The 15,630-nt window shown below is 37.3% G+C and carries 12 protein-coding genes; all 12 read right to left on the bottom strand.

Annotated elements, in window-relative coordinates:
• Positions 1 to 80 precede the first annotated feature (80 nt).
• The 12 genes from GFU89_RS21905 to GFU89_RS21960 all read right to left on the bottom strand — a co-directional run bounded on the left by GFU89_RS21905 (position 81) and on the right by GFU89_RS21960 (position 15,628).
• A complete protein-coding gene (locus GFU89_RS21905; protein ID WP_318849147.1) occupies positions 81 to 3,203 on the bottom strand; it encodes a PKD domain-containing protein in 3,123 nt (1,040 codons plus the stop codon).
• Complete coding sequence (locus GFU89_RS21910) at positions 3,203 to 6,007, bottom strand: hypothetical protein (RefSeq protein WP_318849148.1); 2,805 nt, start codon at positions 6,005 to 6,007, stop codon at positions 3,203 to 3,205. Before GFU89_RS21910 ends, GFU89_RS21905 begins: the two co-directional genes overlap by 1 nt.
• Positions 6,008 to 6,031: 24 nt before the next feature.
• Positions 6,032 to 9,082 (bottom strand): baseplate J/gp47 family protein, encoded by a 3,051-nt coding sequence (locus GFU89_RS21915; RefSeq protein WP_318849149.1) that lies wholly within the window; start codon positions 9,080 to 9,082, stop codon positions 6,032 to 6,034.
• A gap of 89 nt (positions 9,083 to 9,171) precedes the next feature.
• Positions 9,172 to 9,582 (bottom strand): GPW/gp25 family protein, encoded by a 411-nt coding sequence (locus tag GFU89_RS21920; protein WP_318849150.1) that lies wholly within the window; start codon positions 9,580 to 9,582, stop codon positions 9,172 to 9,174.
• Between the two features lie 155 nt (positions 9,583 to 9,737).
• The gene (locus GFU89_RS21925; RefSeq protein WP_318849151.1) at positions 9,738 to 10,028 is read right to left on the bottom strand and encodes a PAAR domain-containing protein; all 291 of its coding nucleotides are present in this window, start codon (positions 10,026 to 10,028) and stop codon (positions 9,738 to 9,740) included.
• Between the two features lie 5 nt (positions 10,029 to 10,033).
• On the bottom strand, positions 10,034 to 11,779 hold the full coding sequence (vgrG, locus tag GFU89_RS21930) for a type VI secretion system tip protein VgrG (RefSeq protein ID WP_318849152.1): 1,746 nt from the start codon (positions 11,777 to 11,779) through the stop codon (positions 10,034 to 10,036).
• Position 11,780: 1 nt separating this feature from the next.
• Complete coding sequence (locus GFU89_RS21935; RefSeq protein WP_318849153.1) at positions 11,781 to 12,500, bottom strand: LysM peptidoglycan-binding domain-containing protein; 720 nt, start codon at positions 12,498 to 12,500, stop codon at positions 11,781 to 11,783.
• A complete protein-coding gene (locus GFU89_RS21940) occupies positions 12,500 to 12,661 on the bottom strand; it encodes a DUF5908 family protein (RefSeq protein WP_318849154.1) in 162 nt (53 codons plus the stop codon). Before GFU89_RS21940 ends, GFU89_RS21935 begins: the two co-directional genes overlap by 1 nt.
• A gap of 202 nt (positions 12,662 to 12,863) precedes the next feature.
• A complete protein-coding gene (locus GFU89_RS21945; protein ID WP_318849155.1) occupies positions 12,864 to 13,331 on the bottom strand; it encodes a phage tail protein in 468 nt (155 codons plus the stop codon).
• 2 nt (positions 13,332 to 13,333) lie between these two features.
• Entirely contained in the window at positions 13,334 to 13,765 is a 432-nt protein-coding gene (locus tag GFU89_RS21950; RefSeq protein WP_047378138.1) for a phage tail protein, read from the bottom strand.
• Positions 13,766 to 13,799: 34 nt separating this feature from the next.
• Positions 13,800 to 15,173, bottom strand: a complete 1,374-nt coding sequence (locus GFU89_RS21955) for a phage tail sheath family protein (protein WP_318849156.1) — start codon at positions 15,171 to 15,173, stop codon at positions 13,800 to 13,802.
• A gap of 23 nt (positions 15,174 to 15,196) precedes the next feature.
• The gene (locus GFU89_RS21960) at positions 15,197 to 15,628 is read right to left on the bottom strand and encodes a phage tail protein (RefSeq protein WP_047378138.1); all 432 of its coding nucleotides are present in this window, start codon (positions 15,626 to 15,628) and stop codon (positions 15,197 to 15,199) included.
• Between the last annotated feature and the right edge of the window lie 2 nt (positions 15,629 to 15,630).

A 15,630-nucleotide genomic window follows, 5' to 3' on the forward strand; every position in this document is an offset into this window, starting at 1 on the left:
GTAATTCATTTTTTATGATTTTATTAAGCTGGTGTAATAACTTCTCAGACAGAAACCTGCCTAAGAAGTTATTGTTATTATTAAGGAATGTTATAACCCAGCTCTTGAAGCGCACCAACAACTTTACTCAAGTAGTTTTCAGGAGTATCTCCATCAGGAACATTATATTTGAATTTTACTTTTCCTGCTGCCACTTCGGATTGAAGGTTGAACTGCGAAGGATAAGAAGCATTAGAACCATTTTCTACGGCCTTCATAAGCTCCTGGAATCTGGCATCCCCATCTACCTGGAACACTATTCCTCGGTAATAATTAGGATTATTTGTCCCAAAATTGTTCGCAATTCTGGTTTTTAAAGCCTGAATATCATTTGAGAAACCATTTGTTCTAGGAGTAATTGACTGATAACTATGGTAGATTGAGTCTGCCTCATCCTGGAAGACCATCACAATTACATTACCTTCTGCCGCTGTTTGATTTTCCATATTTAAAAAATCAAATGTTCTTTCTGAACCTCTGGAGACTACCTGTACTTTCTCATCATAGGCTACAGAATCATTTCCATATAAAGGCAATAATCTGTTTTTAAGTAAGGTTGCCTTCATTGTTTCCAAAGGTCTTAAAGTTGAATTCATAGAACCGGAAGAATCGAAATAAATGAATATTCTGGTATTTTTGTTAATAACCAATTTTAATGTAATAGGAGTAATCGTAAATGTTGTACTGCATCCATTCTGATTTTTAACCGTTAAAGTAGGTCTGAAAACATCTTCCTGACCCGCTACTCCTAATGAGTACACATGAGTCACTGTACCATTATTCGGCACCTGGCTGCCTGATGAATTATCACCAAAATTCCAGTTATAAGTGTATCCAGCCTGATGACCGCTAACATTAAATGTAACTGTTGCTTTTGGATCATTAACATCTTCACCATACACCACTTCTCCAACAGTAACGTTAATTACAGGTTCTGCATAAACTACCATGGTAGATTCCACAGGCTCATCATTAACGGTAAAGGTAATCGTCTGTCCAAAATAAGTTGAGTTAACCAACCCTGGATCAAAGAGTTTCTGTCCTCCGGATTGTGTCACGGCAGGAATCTGAGTCCCATTTACAAATGCTTTCACCTGAGCGTCTAACGGAACGAGTGTCATCTCTACCGCAGGATCTCTTTGACATAACTTGTTTGCCGGTAATACCAAAAATACAGGATCCTTTTTAGAACAACACAGGTATGGCAATGAAAAGTCTGCAAGAACCTGGTTATCAGTTTCCGAATTATAAATCAAAGCAAAAGTTCCACCCGGCTCTACACCAGCTACATGTTCAAGACCTGGTTTTCGCTCTAAAAATTCGCTTAAAAGTTCACTGACAACATCTTTTTTAGGATCTTGTTTTACAACGGTAATTCCTTCGGATGATCCTTCTTTTGAGAATTCAGCCTGGTTCAGCAATCTTAGCTGTTCGTCCAGCTTAGAAATGTTCAGCAAAGTATTCTGTGAATTGAGTGTCCTGTTGCTGACATCACTGGAAATCGATATCAATTGCTTTCTCAGTTCTTCTATGGATACTGTCTTTTCTCTGATTGGCGGCTCACCACCAGGTTTTTCGCCTTTATTTAAAACCAGTGCAATGACATCAAAAGCTAATCCGTATTGTGTTTTAAGATCATTGATATTTTGCAATGCTGTTTTATAAGGCATTCCCAGATGACCTTCAATTCTATAGAAGTCATTATTGTCAATGTTATAATTCAGCGGATTCTGAATAAAGTCTTCTCCTGCTAAATTGGCTGTATGATAGCTTAGATTGTAAGCCGCCCTATCAGTTTTTGTTTTTTCAAAATTCCATTGGGCCAATAAGGATTTATCTACATTATAGTAATACGGGATTGCTTTATTACCCAATCTTACATTCAGATTTGAAGGTGTAATTTTGATACGTCCAATATAGGATTGAAACCCATTGACTTTCTGCACAAAACGATTGGCCAACATGACAACTCTTTCATAATTCTCGTCATCATTGGTAGTGACTGGTGAATTATAAAAACCGTGTCGTAAAGGAGTATATCCTCCTAGTTCCTGTTTTGCTCCAACATGTCCTAACATAAGATGTTTAGGGAATGAAGTAATTTCCGGACAGCATTCAGCATTCAGATGCAGGATCAACCCTTTTATTTCATTGTAGGTATCAATCAAGTCTTTTAGTAAATCATATCGGTATTGATAATCTTCCAAGCCTGGAGAAGTGTTTGACAGTAAAGGATTTAATTTATCAAAGAGCGTCTGTCCGCCCAGATTCATATTTACATTAAAAACTCCCGCAATAGAAGTAAATCCATCACTTAATTCTGCAACAGTACTGATGGCACCGTTGAATTTTGTTTTTAGTTGTGGAGCTGTTTTAACAAGCGTATCCAGAATAACTCTTTTGGCCTGAATGTTAGGTAAACTGTCAAAAAGCTTTTCAAACGTATTATGAAGTTTATAAATTGTGTCTTTTGCATCTCCTTTGGTAATAAGCTCTGAAACAGATGCTGAATCTGCAAGAAGCACTTTAAGATTAGAAACCTGCTCAGCTCCGTTATTGTCACAATCAGCATCCTGGCAAGGATTCTCATCATTGGAATAACTTTCTAAATACAGAATTACAATTTTATCATTCAATGAGTTACGAATATCTATTACCTGTTTAAAATCACCGGCATTAGCCCCTTCGTTCACCAACTGTCTATACTCTTGTACTGTAAACAATTCTAAAAGAGGGATTTGCTGTCCTCCGATACGAAAATGCTCATATCCTACGACATCAATATAATTTCTATAATATCTGTAATTTTTTACCTGAAAGTCAATGATGGCCTCTGATCTTTTACTTTCTGCCTGACGCAGTGTTATTAAGTCTCCATCCGTAGTCACCCCGGCTCCTTGTGTAATTGCAATCGTATCAAAGGGAATCTCAAGATCTCTATCTCCGGGTCTGGAAGCCTTTTCTGTTAAAGTAGGTGAGATTTCAAGTTCCACATATTCCGATTGAAAACCACACACTACCCCCACTCCACTTAAACGGGTTCTTGATAGTCTGTCCTGATCTTCGAAATAATCTATAAATTCGTTTAATTGCCCTTCTGTTAACGCCTGATTGTCGTTGAACTTTCTATATTGGGTTGCTACATTGTCTAATTTAGTATTCATTATTTTTCAATTTTTTTTGATAAGTTGGATTGTCCTAATATGATTTTTCCGTCCAGAATGTCACTATCATTGGCGTCACAATCCAGGAGTCTTCCAGGTCGATAAATATTGTTCAAATGGCTAAGAGCAGTCAATAAATCTGTAATGCTGTTTCCGAGATTCACAATATTGTTTCTTGACTTATCTGAAAGGTATTTTTTAAAAGCCACTTCAAACTCTGCCAAATCGTTTTGAGCGGTTTGTTTTTCACTCAAACGATCTCCCACCCAGCAAATTTTCGCTAAAACATGAGCCGGAATTTCCTGTCTGATAACGGTTTCTGCGTAGCGTCTGAAATCAGGATCCTGAAAACGATAAGCAAACCCCGGAAGGACAACACTTACTCTGTAAGAATAAGGGTCAAACACATCTGTTTCACAACCTTCTTCACAAGAAGACATTAACGCTTCTGAATATTTTATCGGACCTGTTGGAAGATCTTTTTCATCAAGATCATACATCACTTTAAAAGTACTCCCGATAGACATACAGCCAATACCTCCCATGAGTTTATAATCTTTAGTGGTTGGCTTTAATAATAAATGCTCTACAAGGAAAATACCTTCTTCTGTAAATTCATATTTGAAATACTTCACTGTAGTTCTAATTCCTTCTATCAAATCTTCCGGCTTTAAATAAGGATTTGTTTTTTTGTGCGTAGCAATTACATTTTGCTTAACAGGATCATCTACAATCTCGAAATAATAATTACCTCCCTGTGAAAAACGAATGATTATATTTCCAATTAAACGGTTATGCTCAATGGGTACTTTCAATGCATTTTCAAGGTCTTCTTCATCAATCTGAATGGTCTGATAAATCGCATCATTCAGGTTTTTGATAGCAATATGCTCAGTTGTATAGCTGTTTACAGAGGATAAGACAATGTTGTTACCGGCATCTTTTATTTTCCAGGTATATGTTTTTTTACCTGCATTGTCTATTGTTTCAATGATGGAGACCGGCGATTGGGATAAGTTTCTCTGGTTGTAATTTTTAATTCCCAGCAAACGGGCTATTCTTTTCTGAACACCGGAAATATTACTGGTATTCCAAATATCTAAATCTCCAATTAACGTGTAATTGTACCCTAATCCTCTGTCTTTACTTAATGATGAATACTCTTTCAGGAAGTTTTCTTTGTTGCTCAAAACAATTTCATCGGTAGATTTCCCATACAATGATTTCATTAGGAAAGTATAATCGCTGAATGTTTCGGCAAAACGGGAGATCAGATGGTCCAACACTTCATTTCGGCGTTCCACACTATTATCCAACTCTTCATACAACGAATCTGTAAGCTGATCATCATTCTCAGTATCATATTCTGAAACCAGTTCATCAAAACCTTTAATATTCTTAAGAGTCTGTGTGAAAAAGGTTCTTTTTAACTTACCATTGATGCTTAATACTTCTTTTACTTTTTCAAGGTGTTTGAAATAGCCGGCAAGGATCTGATCAAAAAACAGTAAATATCCTTTCATTTGTTTGGCCAGGGCTTCTCTCTCCGGGGATTGATTCCCTATAATACCTGATTCTCCTACTCCGTAGGTATCCGGAAATTCATTCAGAATAGTAGCATAGTTCGCTATATCATATGACGTTCCCTGCGGTAAAGCCAATTCTTTATTCTGTCTTGCATCCTCTCTCAGTACTTCTTCTTCTCTTTTAAGAGTTTCTAAGTAATCCTGAACTTTTTTGTCATTGATATTTAACGGAAGAGATCCTTTACTATAACTGAATGAACTCAGCTCGCACAGTTCCGGTTTTCTGCCTTTTTCAATACAGATCAGCCAATCGTTATTCTGTTTGATGATGTTATCACAACCTGCAATAGAAACGTCATGAATTTCTTTAACCCCTTCAATCTTCATGATTTCACTGATGATATCGGAAAGACGAACTTCTGTTCTTAACTGGCTGTTTTTAAGCTCTTCAGTATCAATAAAGCCATTATCCAAAAGAGGGCCTTCAAAGATCTGATCTGTAGTAAGACCCTTATCCAGCATTTGTTTCAGTGAATAAAAATGAACATCCGGAGACAGATAATTATTGATGGCTCTGAGTACTTTAGCATGTACCAGTTCTTCATCTGCTTTGCTGACAAGTCCAAGACGGGCACATACTGCCACTTTCTGGATTTCAACTTCTTTAATTTCTGCCAGATCTTCGCACAGGCTTCTATTGGCGTGGTAACTGTCTAATATTTTGATATTAACGTTAGATTTTTCGCATCCGATACCATTTGTATCAATCTCTTCAGCATAGTCTACATACAGGTCATACAATCCTTTTACGGTAAAGCTTTCTGTCTTGTCTCCAATAGGTTTAAAGTCTAAATCCCCGGTTTTGCAGTCAACGTATAATTTTTCATTTTTAGGAACTAACCAACAGTTACGGATCGGTCTTGTAAGACTTCCTGCCATGTTAATATCTATAAACAGTTTTCTGTAGTCCAGTTCGTTTAAAGGTCTTGAAGGTAAAATTTCTGCAGCCTTTAAAAACTGGGTATGAATGTCTGTTTTTACATCATCAGATGTTAAGATATCTTCCATATTCAGGTTCATCCTCATGCCAAGATCCGTTATGGCATAACTTAAAACTTCCAAAGTGGTGATCCCAGGATCATGAGAGTTATAATCGGTCCAGAGTTTTCCTCCTAACTGTTCTATGTATTCAATTCCTGTTTTGCGTAGAAAATGAAAATCTGTCTGATCCCCGGTTTCTATATTTTTTGATATACTAATATGTTTATTTTCTGACATGATTATGTTTCTTCTTATTTATTATTAAATACATACCTGCTCTGTAATAGTGACATTGTGCTGCTTGGCAGATACCAGAATTGATTTGGGATCTACTTCGATTAAAGATTTCCTTTGCGGTACATTGTTCACCAATATTTTAATATCATCAATGTAGTCTACATAATGCAGCTGCTCCAGATAGTTAACCAACTGATTAACATTCAACTCTACATTAAAATCAATATTTTCAGAGTCTGTAAATGCCCAGGGCGATATGTATTTTTTAATATCTTCGTCCAGCTGTTTGGTGTAAAATGTTTCGTCATACTGCTCAAAGAACTTGACCTTTGTTTCTACTTTTGCTTCTTTATAATTGGGATTAATCACCTGAGCTTTCACATGCATTGTATTTAATTCATTTACATAATTTTGAATTTTATTCAACGAAGCTCTGCTTACTCTGGGCTGATAGACGTCAAAAGCATTTTTATTTTTAATATTCGGAACCACCATCAGGGTTACATGGCCCGGAGCCATATAGGATTTTTCAGAAGTATGATTTAAACATTTTACCTTAAAAACTTCCGGGAATTCCTGTAATACCAAATGTTCGTAATCCCACTGTGTAATGGCTCTGTGCTTGTGTCTTAGTCGCTCACTCACACGTCTGTAAAACTCAGTATCTGTTTCTTTGTATTTACCATCAAACGAGTTATAAGGCTGGCTGACTGATTTTACCTGAGGAACTCTGGAGATCAGCTTAGCAATGGTTTTTGCTTCCAATCCGTTATTAAGATGAGACAGATCATTGTTCTGATTCTGGAATGTTGCTAAAACAGCCTGAGTGTAGATTCCCTGAATTTTACATACTGCATCATAGCTTCTTTGTGATTTTGCTCTGATCCAGACTAATCCGTCGGTAAATCTTGTATGGCTTTTGTCAACATCCTTAGGCACTTTGAATTTGACAATCCCTGATTCCAGGAACTTTCTGGTTTCATTCTGCAGCATATAATCCGACAAACTCATCCATGTATTGTTTGAAAGGATATGCCATTCTATAAATTCTTTTTCCAGGAAAGTATCCACTAAAGGATTTTCACTTCCTTCCAGCATTTGAATTAATAGTGAAACTGTGGTCTGAGGCATTGCTTCCAAACCGATGTACAGTTCACCTCCATTTTGGTGCACAGGTACAATGCTGTTGGTTTCAATTTCTTTTTCATACTGCCCGAATACATCTTCATGATACAGTTGTACTTCTTTATTTTTTGAAGCCTCTCCGGCAGATTTTCTTTCTAAGTACGAATACACATTTTCTTTTGCACTGTAATTCAGCTCTATATCTTCAGCAAAAGGAATATATGGCTCGTTGGGAATAAGCTTTTTAAAAGTCGGATTACTTGATAATGCCAATGTATACAGTTTAGGATACACATCCTGTAATGACGACTGATTAAGTGTTACCTTGATCGTTTCACTTGTTCCGGCCTTATTACTTGCATTATTTACAGAAAACCGGATTTTATAAGCATCTTTTTCTTTACTGAAAACATCAATGTCATTGGCCTTTTCGTACCAGATTTCATTATCCAGCAATGCAACATCTGCTTTGAAGTAACCATCAGAACCTACGATTGAAGAATTTTTTAAGCCTTCAAAATCGGTTAAACTTATATTTTGATTAGGTTGAATAACATATCCGCTGTATAAATCTTTTATAGAGTCCGGGGCATTCTTCCAGTTGATCGTAATGTCTGCATTTTGCCATTTTTTGGAAAACATTTCAGGACATTTGATATAAAAATTAGATCCTTTAACAGGTTGCGCGGTGAAAGGATAGTAAGGCTTTTCTGAATTTAATGTCCCGTTATCATTTTCTATCTGAATTGATTTTACTCCTTTTACATCAACTGCTATTTCTATATTTTTTATCAGTTTTTCTGAAAGAGCTTCGTACATATCGTAGTACTTTCCTCCTTCAATCATCAACCTTACAACAGGGAAACTGGTTTGAAATGTTTCTGCCAGCACTTCTTTATTGTATTTTACAACTGCCGGGAACTCTTTAGGTAATGTAATAGAAAGCTCTAATCTTTCTTCTTCGTTTTTAATACATGTTAAAACAGCACCTGACAACCATTCTTTCTCCCCGCTGCAAAGCACTTTGATATTATTTTTAATATCTGTTTTTGAAAGATTTTGTAATTTCTGGGTTGAATTTTTATTAAAATCAATCTTAAGGGTGATTGTACGTTCTCCTTCTTTTAAATCTAATAATGAAGATGCTATTGAAAAGCCCAGTTTGGCTTTTGGAAGTTCTTTATAGATAGATTTATTTGAAACGGTTTCATCAGAATTATATCCAAACGGCCACCAATAGTTGCTTTCGTCCGGTAATTTATCTCCCAAACCGTCGGCAGAGTTGGCCACAGGAGCCATTCTCAGTTCTCTCTTTTCAACGTCATTTAAGAAGCTTTTGATCTCAACTACTTTTGCCTGATTGGCAATAATTTCATCACCCGTTTTGTAGATTCGTTTTTTTCCGTCAGCATCTTTATTCCCATCCAGTAATGTACCGGCTGGAATTTTTTCCTGAATCGCTTTTTTGGCAAGTTCAAAAATGACATAGACTTTGTCTGATTTAGCATCACTTTTCTCAATTTGAAGAATTTCGTTGTAGTAGAAATCCAAATGCCTTTTCGTCAGATTATTGAAGGCTTTTTTTGAGAAGTCTAATAATTTTAAAAAGCAGACAAATAATGTCAGGTGGGGAGTCAGGCTGCTATCCTGTTCAAACTGGGATATAAGATCTGTAACCTGTTTTTTCATACTTTTATACTCAACGCTTTCTCTACGTGGGATAGCCTTGCCATCATCACCCAGGAAGAAGTTTCCCCATTTTCCTTTTGGTGCTGTATTATCATCTTTGTCAAAATAGTTTACATGACTTGCAAAATTGTTTGCGAATAATAGCCAGTCAAACAAATCGAAATCGTGTAACTCAAGATTCCCAGGATCTAATTCTGCTAAAAAGCGCTGCATTTGTGATTTTCCTTCACGATAATGTGAAAATGTATCTGTTTTTTTCATTTGTTTATATTTATCTTTCTATGGTCAGATGCAATACTTATTGTAGTGTTTGGTAGTATTCAAAATGGCTACAGACATCCCGTAATTCATTATATTTCGGTAGCTTCTCCTTTGTAAAAAGGGAAAACCATATTGCTTCTTGTATTAGTATTTCTTACTTCGTAGTCAACCTGTATCAAAACTTCTCCCTCAAGCTCTTCCTGGGTATCAATTTCAATACTTAGAATGTTGATTCTGGGTTCATGATATAAAATAGCACGTTCAACGATTCCTTTCATTTGGGTAATCAGCGTTAAGTCCAGAGGTTTAAAGAGCATATCCTGCAAGTCACACCCGTAATTTGGGAACATGACCCGTTCGCCAGGGCGTGTTGACAATAAAATCTTAAGGCTGTTATTGATGTCTTCCACATCTGTGGTCATGGCCAGTTTTCCTTCAGTTTCGTTAAACTCAGGCGGAAAACTCCAGCCTGTTCCTAAAAAATCTGTATTTATTTTCATACGTTAATTTGTTATATTGAATGTTCACATCCTGCATCTGTAGCATAGAGTTTTGGTTATTCTAACCGCTTTGTTATTGATGTTTTACTTTTTTATTTTTAGTCAGATCTTATTTATAGGGTAGCTTATGATTGTATTAAAAGCACCCTTCAATATTATCCGCCAATTAAAACAGTAGCTTCACCCGCGGTTATCACTCCTCCATGAGCGGTAGAATCACCCATTCTTGCAGCAGGTTTCCCACCTATTAAAACACTTGAAGATCCTGATGCAATGGTGTCCGGAGGTCCGGTACATACTGCTTTGTCTCCTTGTCTTGCTGCAGGCATTCCGCCGATAAGCACCGTGGGTTCTCCTGCCGGAATTATAGGGCCTCCTACATGGGGAACAGTTCCCGTTACCATAGGACAGGTATGCATATCTGTAATTCTTGCTGCCGGTTTCATGATTATTAATTAATTTTAACTTGAGATCCTTTTACTACTGTTACGGCTCCTGATTTAAGCTCTGAACCGGAACTTCCTTCTGCTTTGAATTGAGCACTTGCTTTTACATTGATATTGGTTCCTTCCATATTAATGTCTCCTTTTGCTTTGATCTTGATATCTTTTCCGCTTTCCATACTGATACCGTCTTTATTAAGGGTAAGTGTATTAGAATGCTCATCTTTTATTGTAATGACATCTGCATCTTCGTCTACAATCACTTTTTTACCTTTTGGTGTTTCCAGTGTGTACGAAATTTTGTCGTCATTAAAGATCATTTTCATTTCGCTTCGGGTAACAAATCCTTTTTCGTGATTATCGTCAGAAGCTACAATAGGCGCTGGTTTGGCACTGCTGTTCAGCATTCCAAGTACAACGGCATCATTGGGATCATCATTAATAAATCCGATGATAACCTCATCTCCGATTTCAGGTCTGAAGAACGATCCTCTGTTTTCACCGGCATCAAGGGTGGCAATACGTGCCCAAATTCCTTCTTCCTCGCTATTAATGATGGGAATCTGTACCAGAATTCTGTCTTCTCCATCCGGATCTGATTCCAGTTGTGATACTACACCCACATGCAATCCGCTTATGGCAGGCATAATTCCTGAACCGGGCTTCTCACTTACATCATAAGTTTCGGAGAACCATATTGGAGAAAGTCCGAATTGAGCATCCACAAGCCAATTTCCTTCGGCGATTTCATGGCGGACACCGGTTACGTATATTTTCCCGTTGAATCGGTTTCCTACTCCTTGCAGGGTTAACGAAACTCCTGGTTTGGCAGCCGGGATTCCCTGAAATCGTACTCTTCCTCTTGTTTTGGCTAGTTGCTGGAAAGTTGCTTTGGCATCACTCCATTCCTGCAGCTCACTTTGAGTAAGATTTCCACCATGCTTAAGCTGCAGGTCTTCAATTCCGAAGACATCTGCCAAATCACCTGATGAAAGGTTTCCATTAAGCTTAATTGCTGGATCCTGAGCTTCCACTTCTGTCAGTTCCTGATCGGTATAGCTCCATGTTTTGGCGGTAATTTTACTAAATTGGTCTCTGGCGTCAATTTCTCCGTCAAATTCATGGACGGATGATCCGTAAACCACTGTTTCTACAGTTTCAGCGCTAAAATCAGGTTTAGTAATTTTAATAGTTCCATCTTCAACGAAACAAAGTTTGCCGTTTGCCTGCGCTCTGGTAAGCATAAAATCCCAATCAGAAGCCTGATACTGCACCAATTCCTTGTGTGAATTTGATGTAGCTTCCACATCGGCAGTAAGCCCGTTATTACTAATGAGTTCTTCCATGACATCACTGTCCGTGCTTTCGTAGAAGTACTTACTTTTTCTTCCTAAGGTCATTTTCACAGCCTTATCTCTGCATTCTATAATGAGGTAAGAAGAACCGTTTCTGATTTTTATGTTGTGCTTTACCACAACTCCTTTAAAGATGGTTTCTTCTTCGGAATGGTATCCGGCGGTAATCTCAATTTCTTTTCCAGGAATTAACAGATCTTCATTACTGAGCTTGAAATCCTGCTCCGGCACACTTCCGTCTAAAATAACAATGCGTGCATAAGGAATTCTGTTGACTTCTTTTTCTACGACAATGCTTTTCACCCCGTATTTCCCCGGCAGTTCTGTTCCTCCAGACATCACCTTATGGGTGACTAAATCTGGATTTTTTGCTGTTTGTATGTATCCGCTATTATTCATATTATGAAACTTTTTCTAATGGCGGAAAGAATAATTCCTGACCTGGTTTTAACTGTCTGAAATTAACAAGGTTATTCACTTTAGCTACCTCCAGATAGTATTTGGAATCTCCATAAATTCTTTCGGTCATTAATGGCAGTGTATCGCCGGCTTGTACTGTTCTTTTATGGGTAAGATCCGGTGATTCCAGTTTTTCGATTTTACCGGCAAGCTTCGGACTTGTTGATTCACTGAATGTTGCCTTTCCTATAGCTCTTAATGGCTGGCCTTCGTTGTCAAATAACTTATATTCTATCGTTAGTTCAGAAAGCACTCCTTTAAATTCAAAACTTCCCCAATTAAGGATAACATTATAGGGTTTATGAATAGAGCCTTCGAGCTCACCTGTCGCCTTATAAAAATCTTTAATCTGTTTTGTTACCGCTGTTTTCGCAAATGATTTTCCTTTAATTTTATTGATCAGTTTAATACCGGAATTCGCTTCTGTAACTCCTGTCCCATCAAATAGAAATTCTAATTGTAAATCAGGTGATGCTGATGAGGTATATCCTAAATTAGGTTTAGAATTACCATCTGCCTGGTCTGCATTATATTTCGTTTTATAGGTCATTGAAAAACCTGTGGGATTGATAAAAGCTTTAAAAGCACCGCTCTGAACTCTTTTGTCATAATCAGAATTTTCGTATGTTCCGATAGTCAGTTTTTGAATTGCTCCTCTCATTATCTTTCTTTTTTACGTTGTTCTATCTTTGCTGCCTGCTCTACACTTTCACTGATGGCACGCATGAGCAATGCTTCATCTACCGATACGGCAGTTGTTGTAGCTGCTGCTTTTTCGTCCACATTTATTTTAATGTGAAGCTCTTTTATTTCTATTGGCATTTCGTTTGTTTTTTAATCGATCATTAATATTCAAAACACTAATAACCAATGATTTAACATGTTTGTTTTTAAAAATCAAAGCACATGAAGGGTGTGTTCAGTCTCTGTTATAGACCAATCTGTTATTTTTTATGAAAAAAGATTTGGGTAAAATTTATCTTTAAACTAACACACGTTCAGGTGCTTAGATTTGATTTAGAAATTACAAGCCTAAGCTTGCTAACGATGAGGGTATTGTGAAATATCTATATTTCAGTTCTATTGTTTCAATAGCAAGTTTGCTTTCTTCTGCGTTGAATTCTGACACTTCCCATCTTACGGGGTATGCTCCAACTACATTCCAAACCATTAAGGGTGCTGTAGACTGAATGCCTCCTGAAAGAGTAATGATCAGGTCTCTGGGTTCAAACTGGAAGTTTTCCATCGCATTTCTGCACCAGCTTATCAATCCGGAACTTACGATTAACCCACGCTTAAGAACTAAATTAGGATATTTCGGTCTCAAAGGAAGCTGATGGGTAAACCTATTTTCGCCACCTTCAGCATATTCTTCAGTTCCAATTTCTGTTGATAAACCGGATATAGATTGAAATCTGGAGTCAATACCCTCTGTAGTTGAGATCCCATTAACAATAAAAGAGAAACTGGTTGGAGGATATAAAAGAGCCATGATTAGTTATTTTCAATAGTTAATCCTTCGTGTGCAATTTCCAGCGTTTCAATAGCCACTTCGTTACCTTCAGCTTTCAGATCTGTTGACTGTAATTTAAGCGGGAATGCATTTTTCACTTTCCACGTTACTGCAGGCGCTCCTGTTTCATCTAAAAGAGAAATTGTAATAGATCTGCGCTCTACTGTGCTTAGCTGAATACTCTGGAACCAGTCGAAATATTCGTTATCTGTTTTGAAAGTTCCTCTTTTTAAAGTGATGTTACTGAAACTTTTCATCCCAGGCATTTTAATCTTACTGAAATCAGGGCTTGCACCATGTCTGTATTCAATTAAAGCTGCCTCAACATTTAAACCGCTGACTTCCTGAAAACCTACTTTTGTTCCGCCCCAATCTACTTCAAAGGCAAACTTTACTAATGGATATGTACTCATAATGTATTTATTTTTAGTTGTTATTTAATTTAGCTTATGCTTCCTGTAATTTGTGTGAAAAACGTAGTACGATAAATTCAGCTGGACGTACTGCAGCCATACCGACTTCAATAATCATTCTTCCTTCTAGGATATCCTGAGCTGACATTGTTTTGTGTAAACCTACGCTTACGTAATAAGCTTCTTCCGGCTTGCTTCCTGCTAATGCACCGTCTCTCCACTGCTGATCAAGGAAATTTTCGATCATTGCCTGTACACGAACCCATGTATTTGCAGTATTCGGTTCAAAAACGAAACGTTCTGTCGCTTTCTTCACAGATTCTTCTACCATGTTGAAGAAACGACGTACAGGTACATATCTCCATTCGTTACTGTTTCCGTCTAATGTTCTTGCTCCCCAAACTAATGTTCCTTTTCCTGTAAAAGTTCTGATCGCGTTGATTGATTTTCCTGCTACTGCATCTACGTTAAGACCGTCCTGCACTTCATTGGAAATTTTTACAACAGGTGCCAGTACGTTGCTGATTGCTAAGTTGGCTGGTGCTTTCCATACTCCTGAAGTACTGTCTACTTTGGCATAAATTCCGGCAATTGATGATGATGGAGCCAATACTACTCTTTTAGATTCAATTTCTTTTTTAGCCTGGTTATACAGCGCTGAACTTTTTGATTTCAGCCATGCTAGATTATTTCCATTTTCAGGCATTGAAACAACTACAAGTTCTCCAGAAATATTTTTTTCTTTATAGCTATCGATTTTAACATCTTTATCATCAAAGCTATAGCTTAACACTGTTTCTAATTTTGGATAATAGGCAGCTCCATATTTTAATCCTGCAGCATCTACTCCGGCTCTGAAAGCAGCAGCATCAGCAAAGACATCCATAATAACGAATCTGTCTTTCAAATCTTCTGCCTGATCCAAAGCTTTATTGTATAATTCGTAAGCATCCGCTCCTAAAACTTCTGCATCCGGGAAAACAATAAGTGTTGGCTCATCTTCTTTTTCCAATGATTTTAATCCGAACCATAGACCTCCGGCAACTGTTTCTGTTCCTAATGCGGGAGATTTATCATAATCAGCTACTGACACAATATAACATGGTCCGCCGCCATTAGCAAAATACATTTGCATAGCATAAGACATTTTGTAAGGACTTAATTTGGCGTTGTCTACTTTTGCAGTTACAACAGTATCTTCAATCGTAACAGAAAACGCTGTTTTTTCATCTTTTGCTCCTCCGAAAATTGTTTCGTACTCCAACATAGAAGAGATTCTTGTCGGTTCATTTCTTGGTCCTTTATCCGTATGCCCGATGAAAGCAGGAATAGCTGTTTCTACTTGCGCTACAGATGGTGGGAATTTCGCAATTTCCTCTACGTAAACTCCAGGTGTTTTGTAATTCATTTTTTTAAATTTTAAAGTTAATGTTAGTTATTTTCAATAGTTAATCCTTCGTGTGCAATTTCTAAGGTTTCGATAGCCACTTCATTACCTTCAGCTTTCAGATCTGTTGACTGTAATTTAAGCGGGAATGCATTTTTCACTTTCCAGGTTACTGCAGGTGCTCCTGTTTCATCTAAAAGAGAGATCGTAATAGATCTGCGCTCTACTGTACTTAGCTGAATACTCTGGAACCAGTCGAAATATTCGTTATCTGTTTTGAAAGTTCCTCTCTTTAAAGTGATGTTACTGAAACTTTTCATCCCAGGCATTTTAATCTTACTGAAATCAGGGCTTGCACCATGTCTGTATTCAATTAAAGCTGCTTCAACATTTAATCCGCTAACTTCCTGAAAACCTACTTTTGTTCCACCCCAATCTACTTCAAAGGCAAACTTTACTAATGGATATGTACTCATAA

Origin of the sequence: Chryseobacterium sp. JV558 (genome assembly GCF_033712365.1) — a bacterium.
Taxonomy (GTDB): Bacteria; Bacteroidota; Bacteroidia; order Flavobacteriales; family Weeksellaceae; genus Chryseobacterium.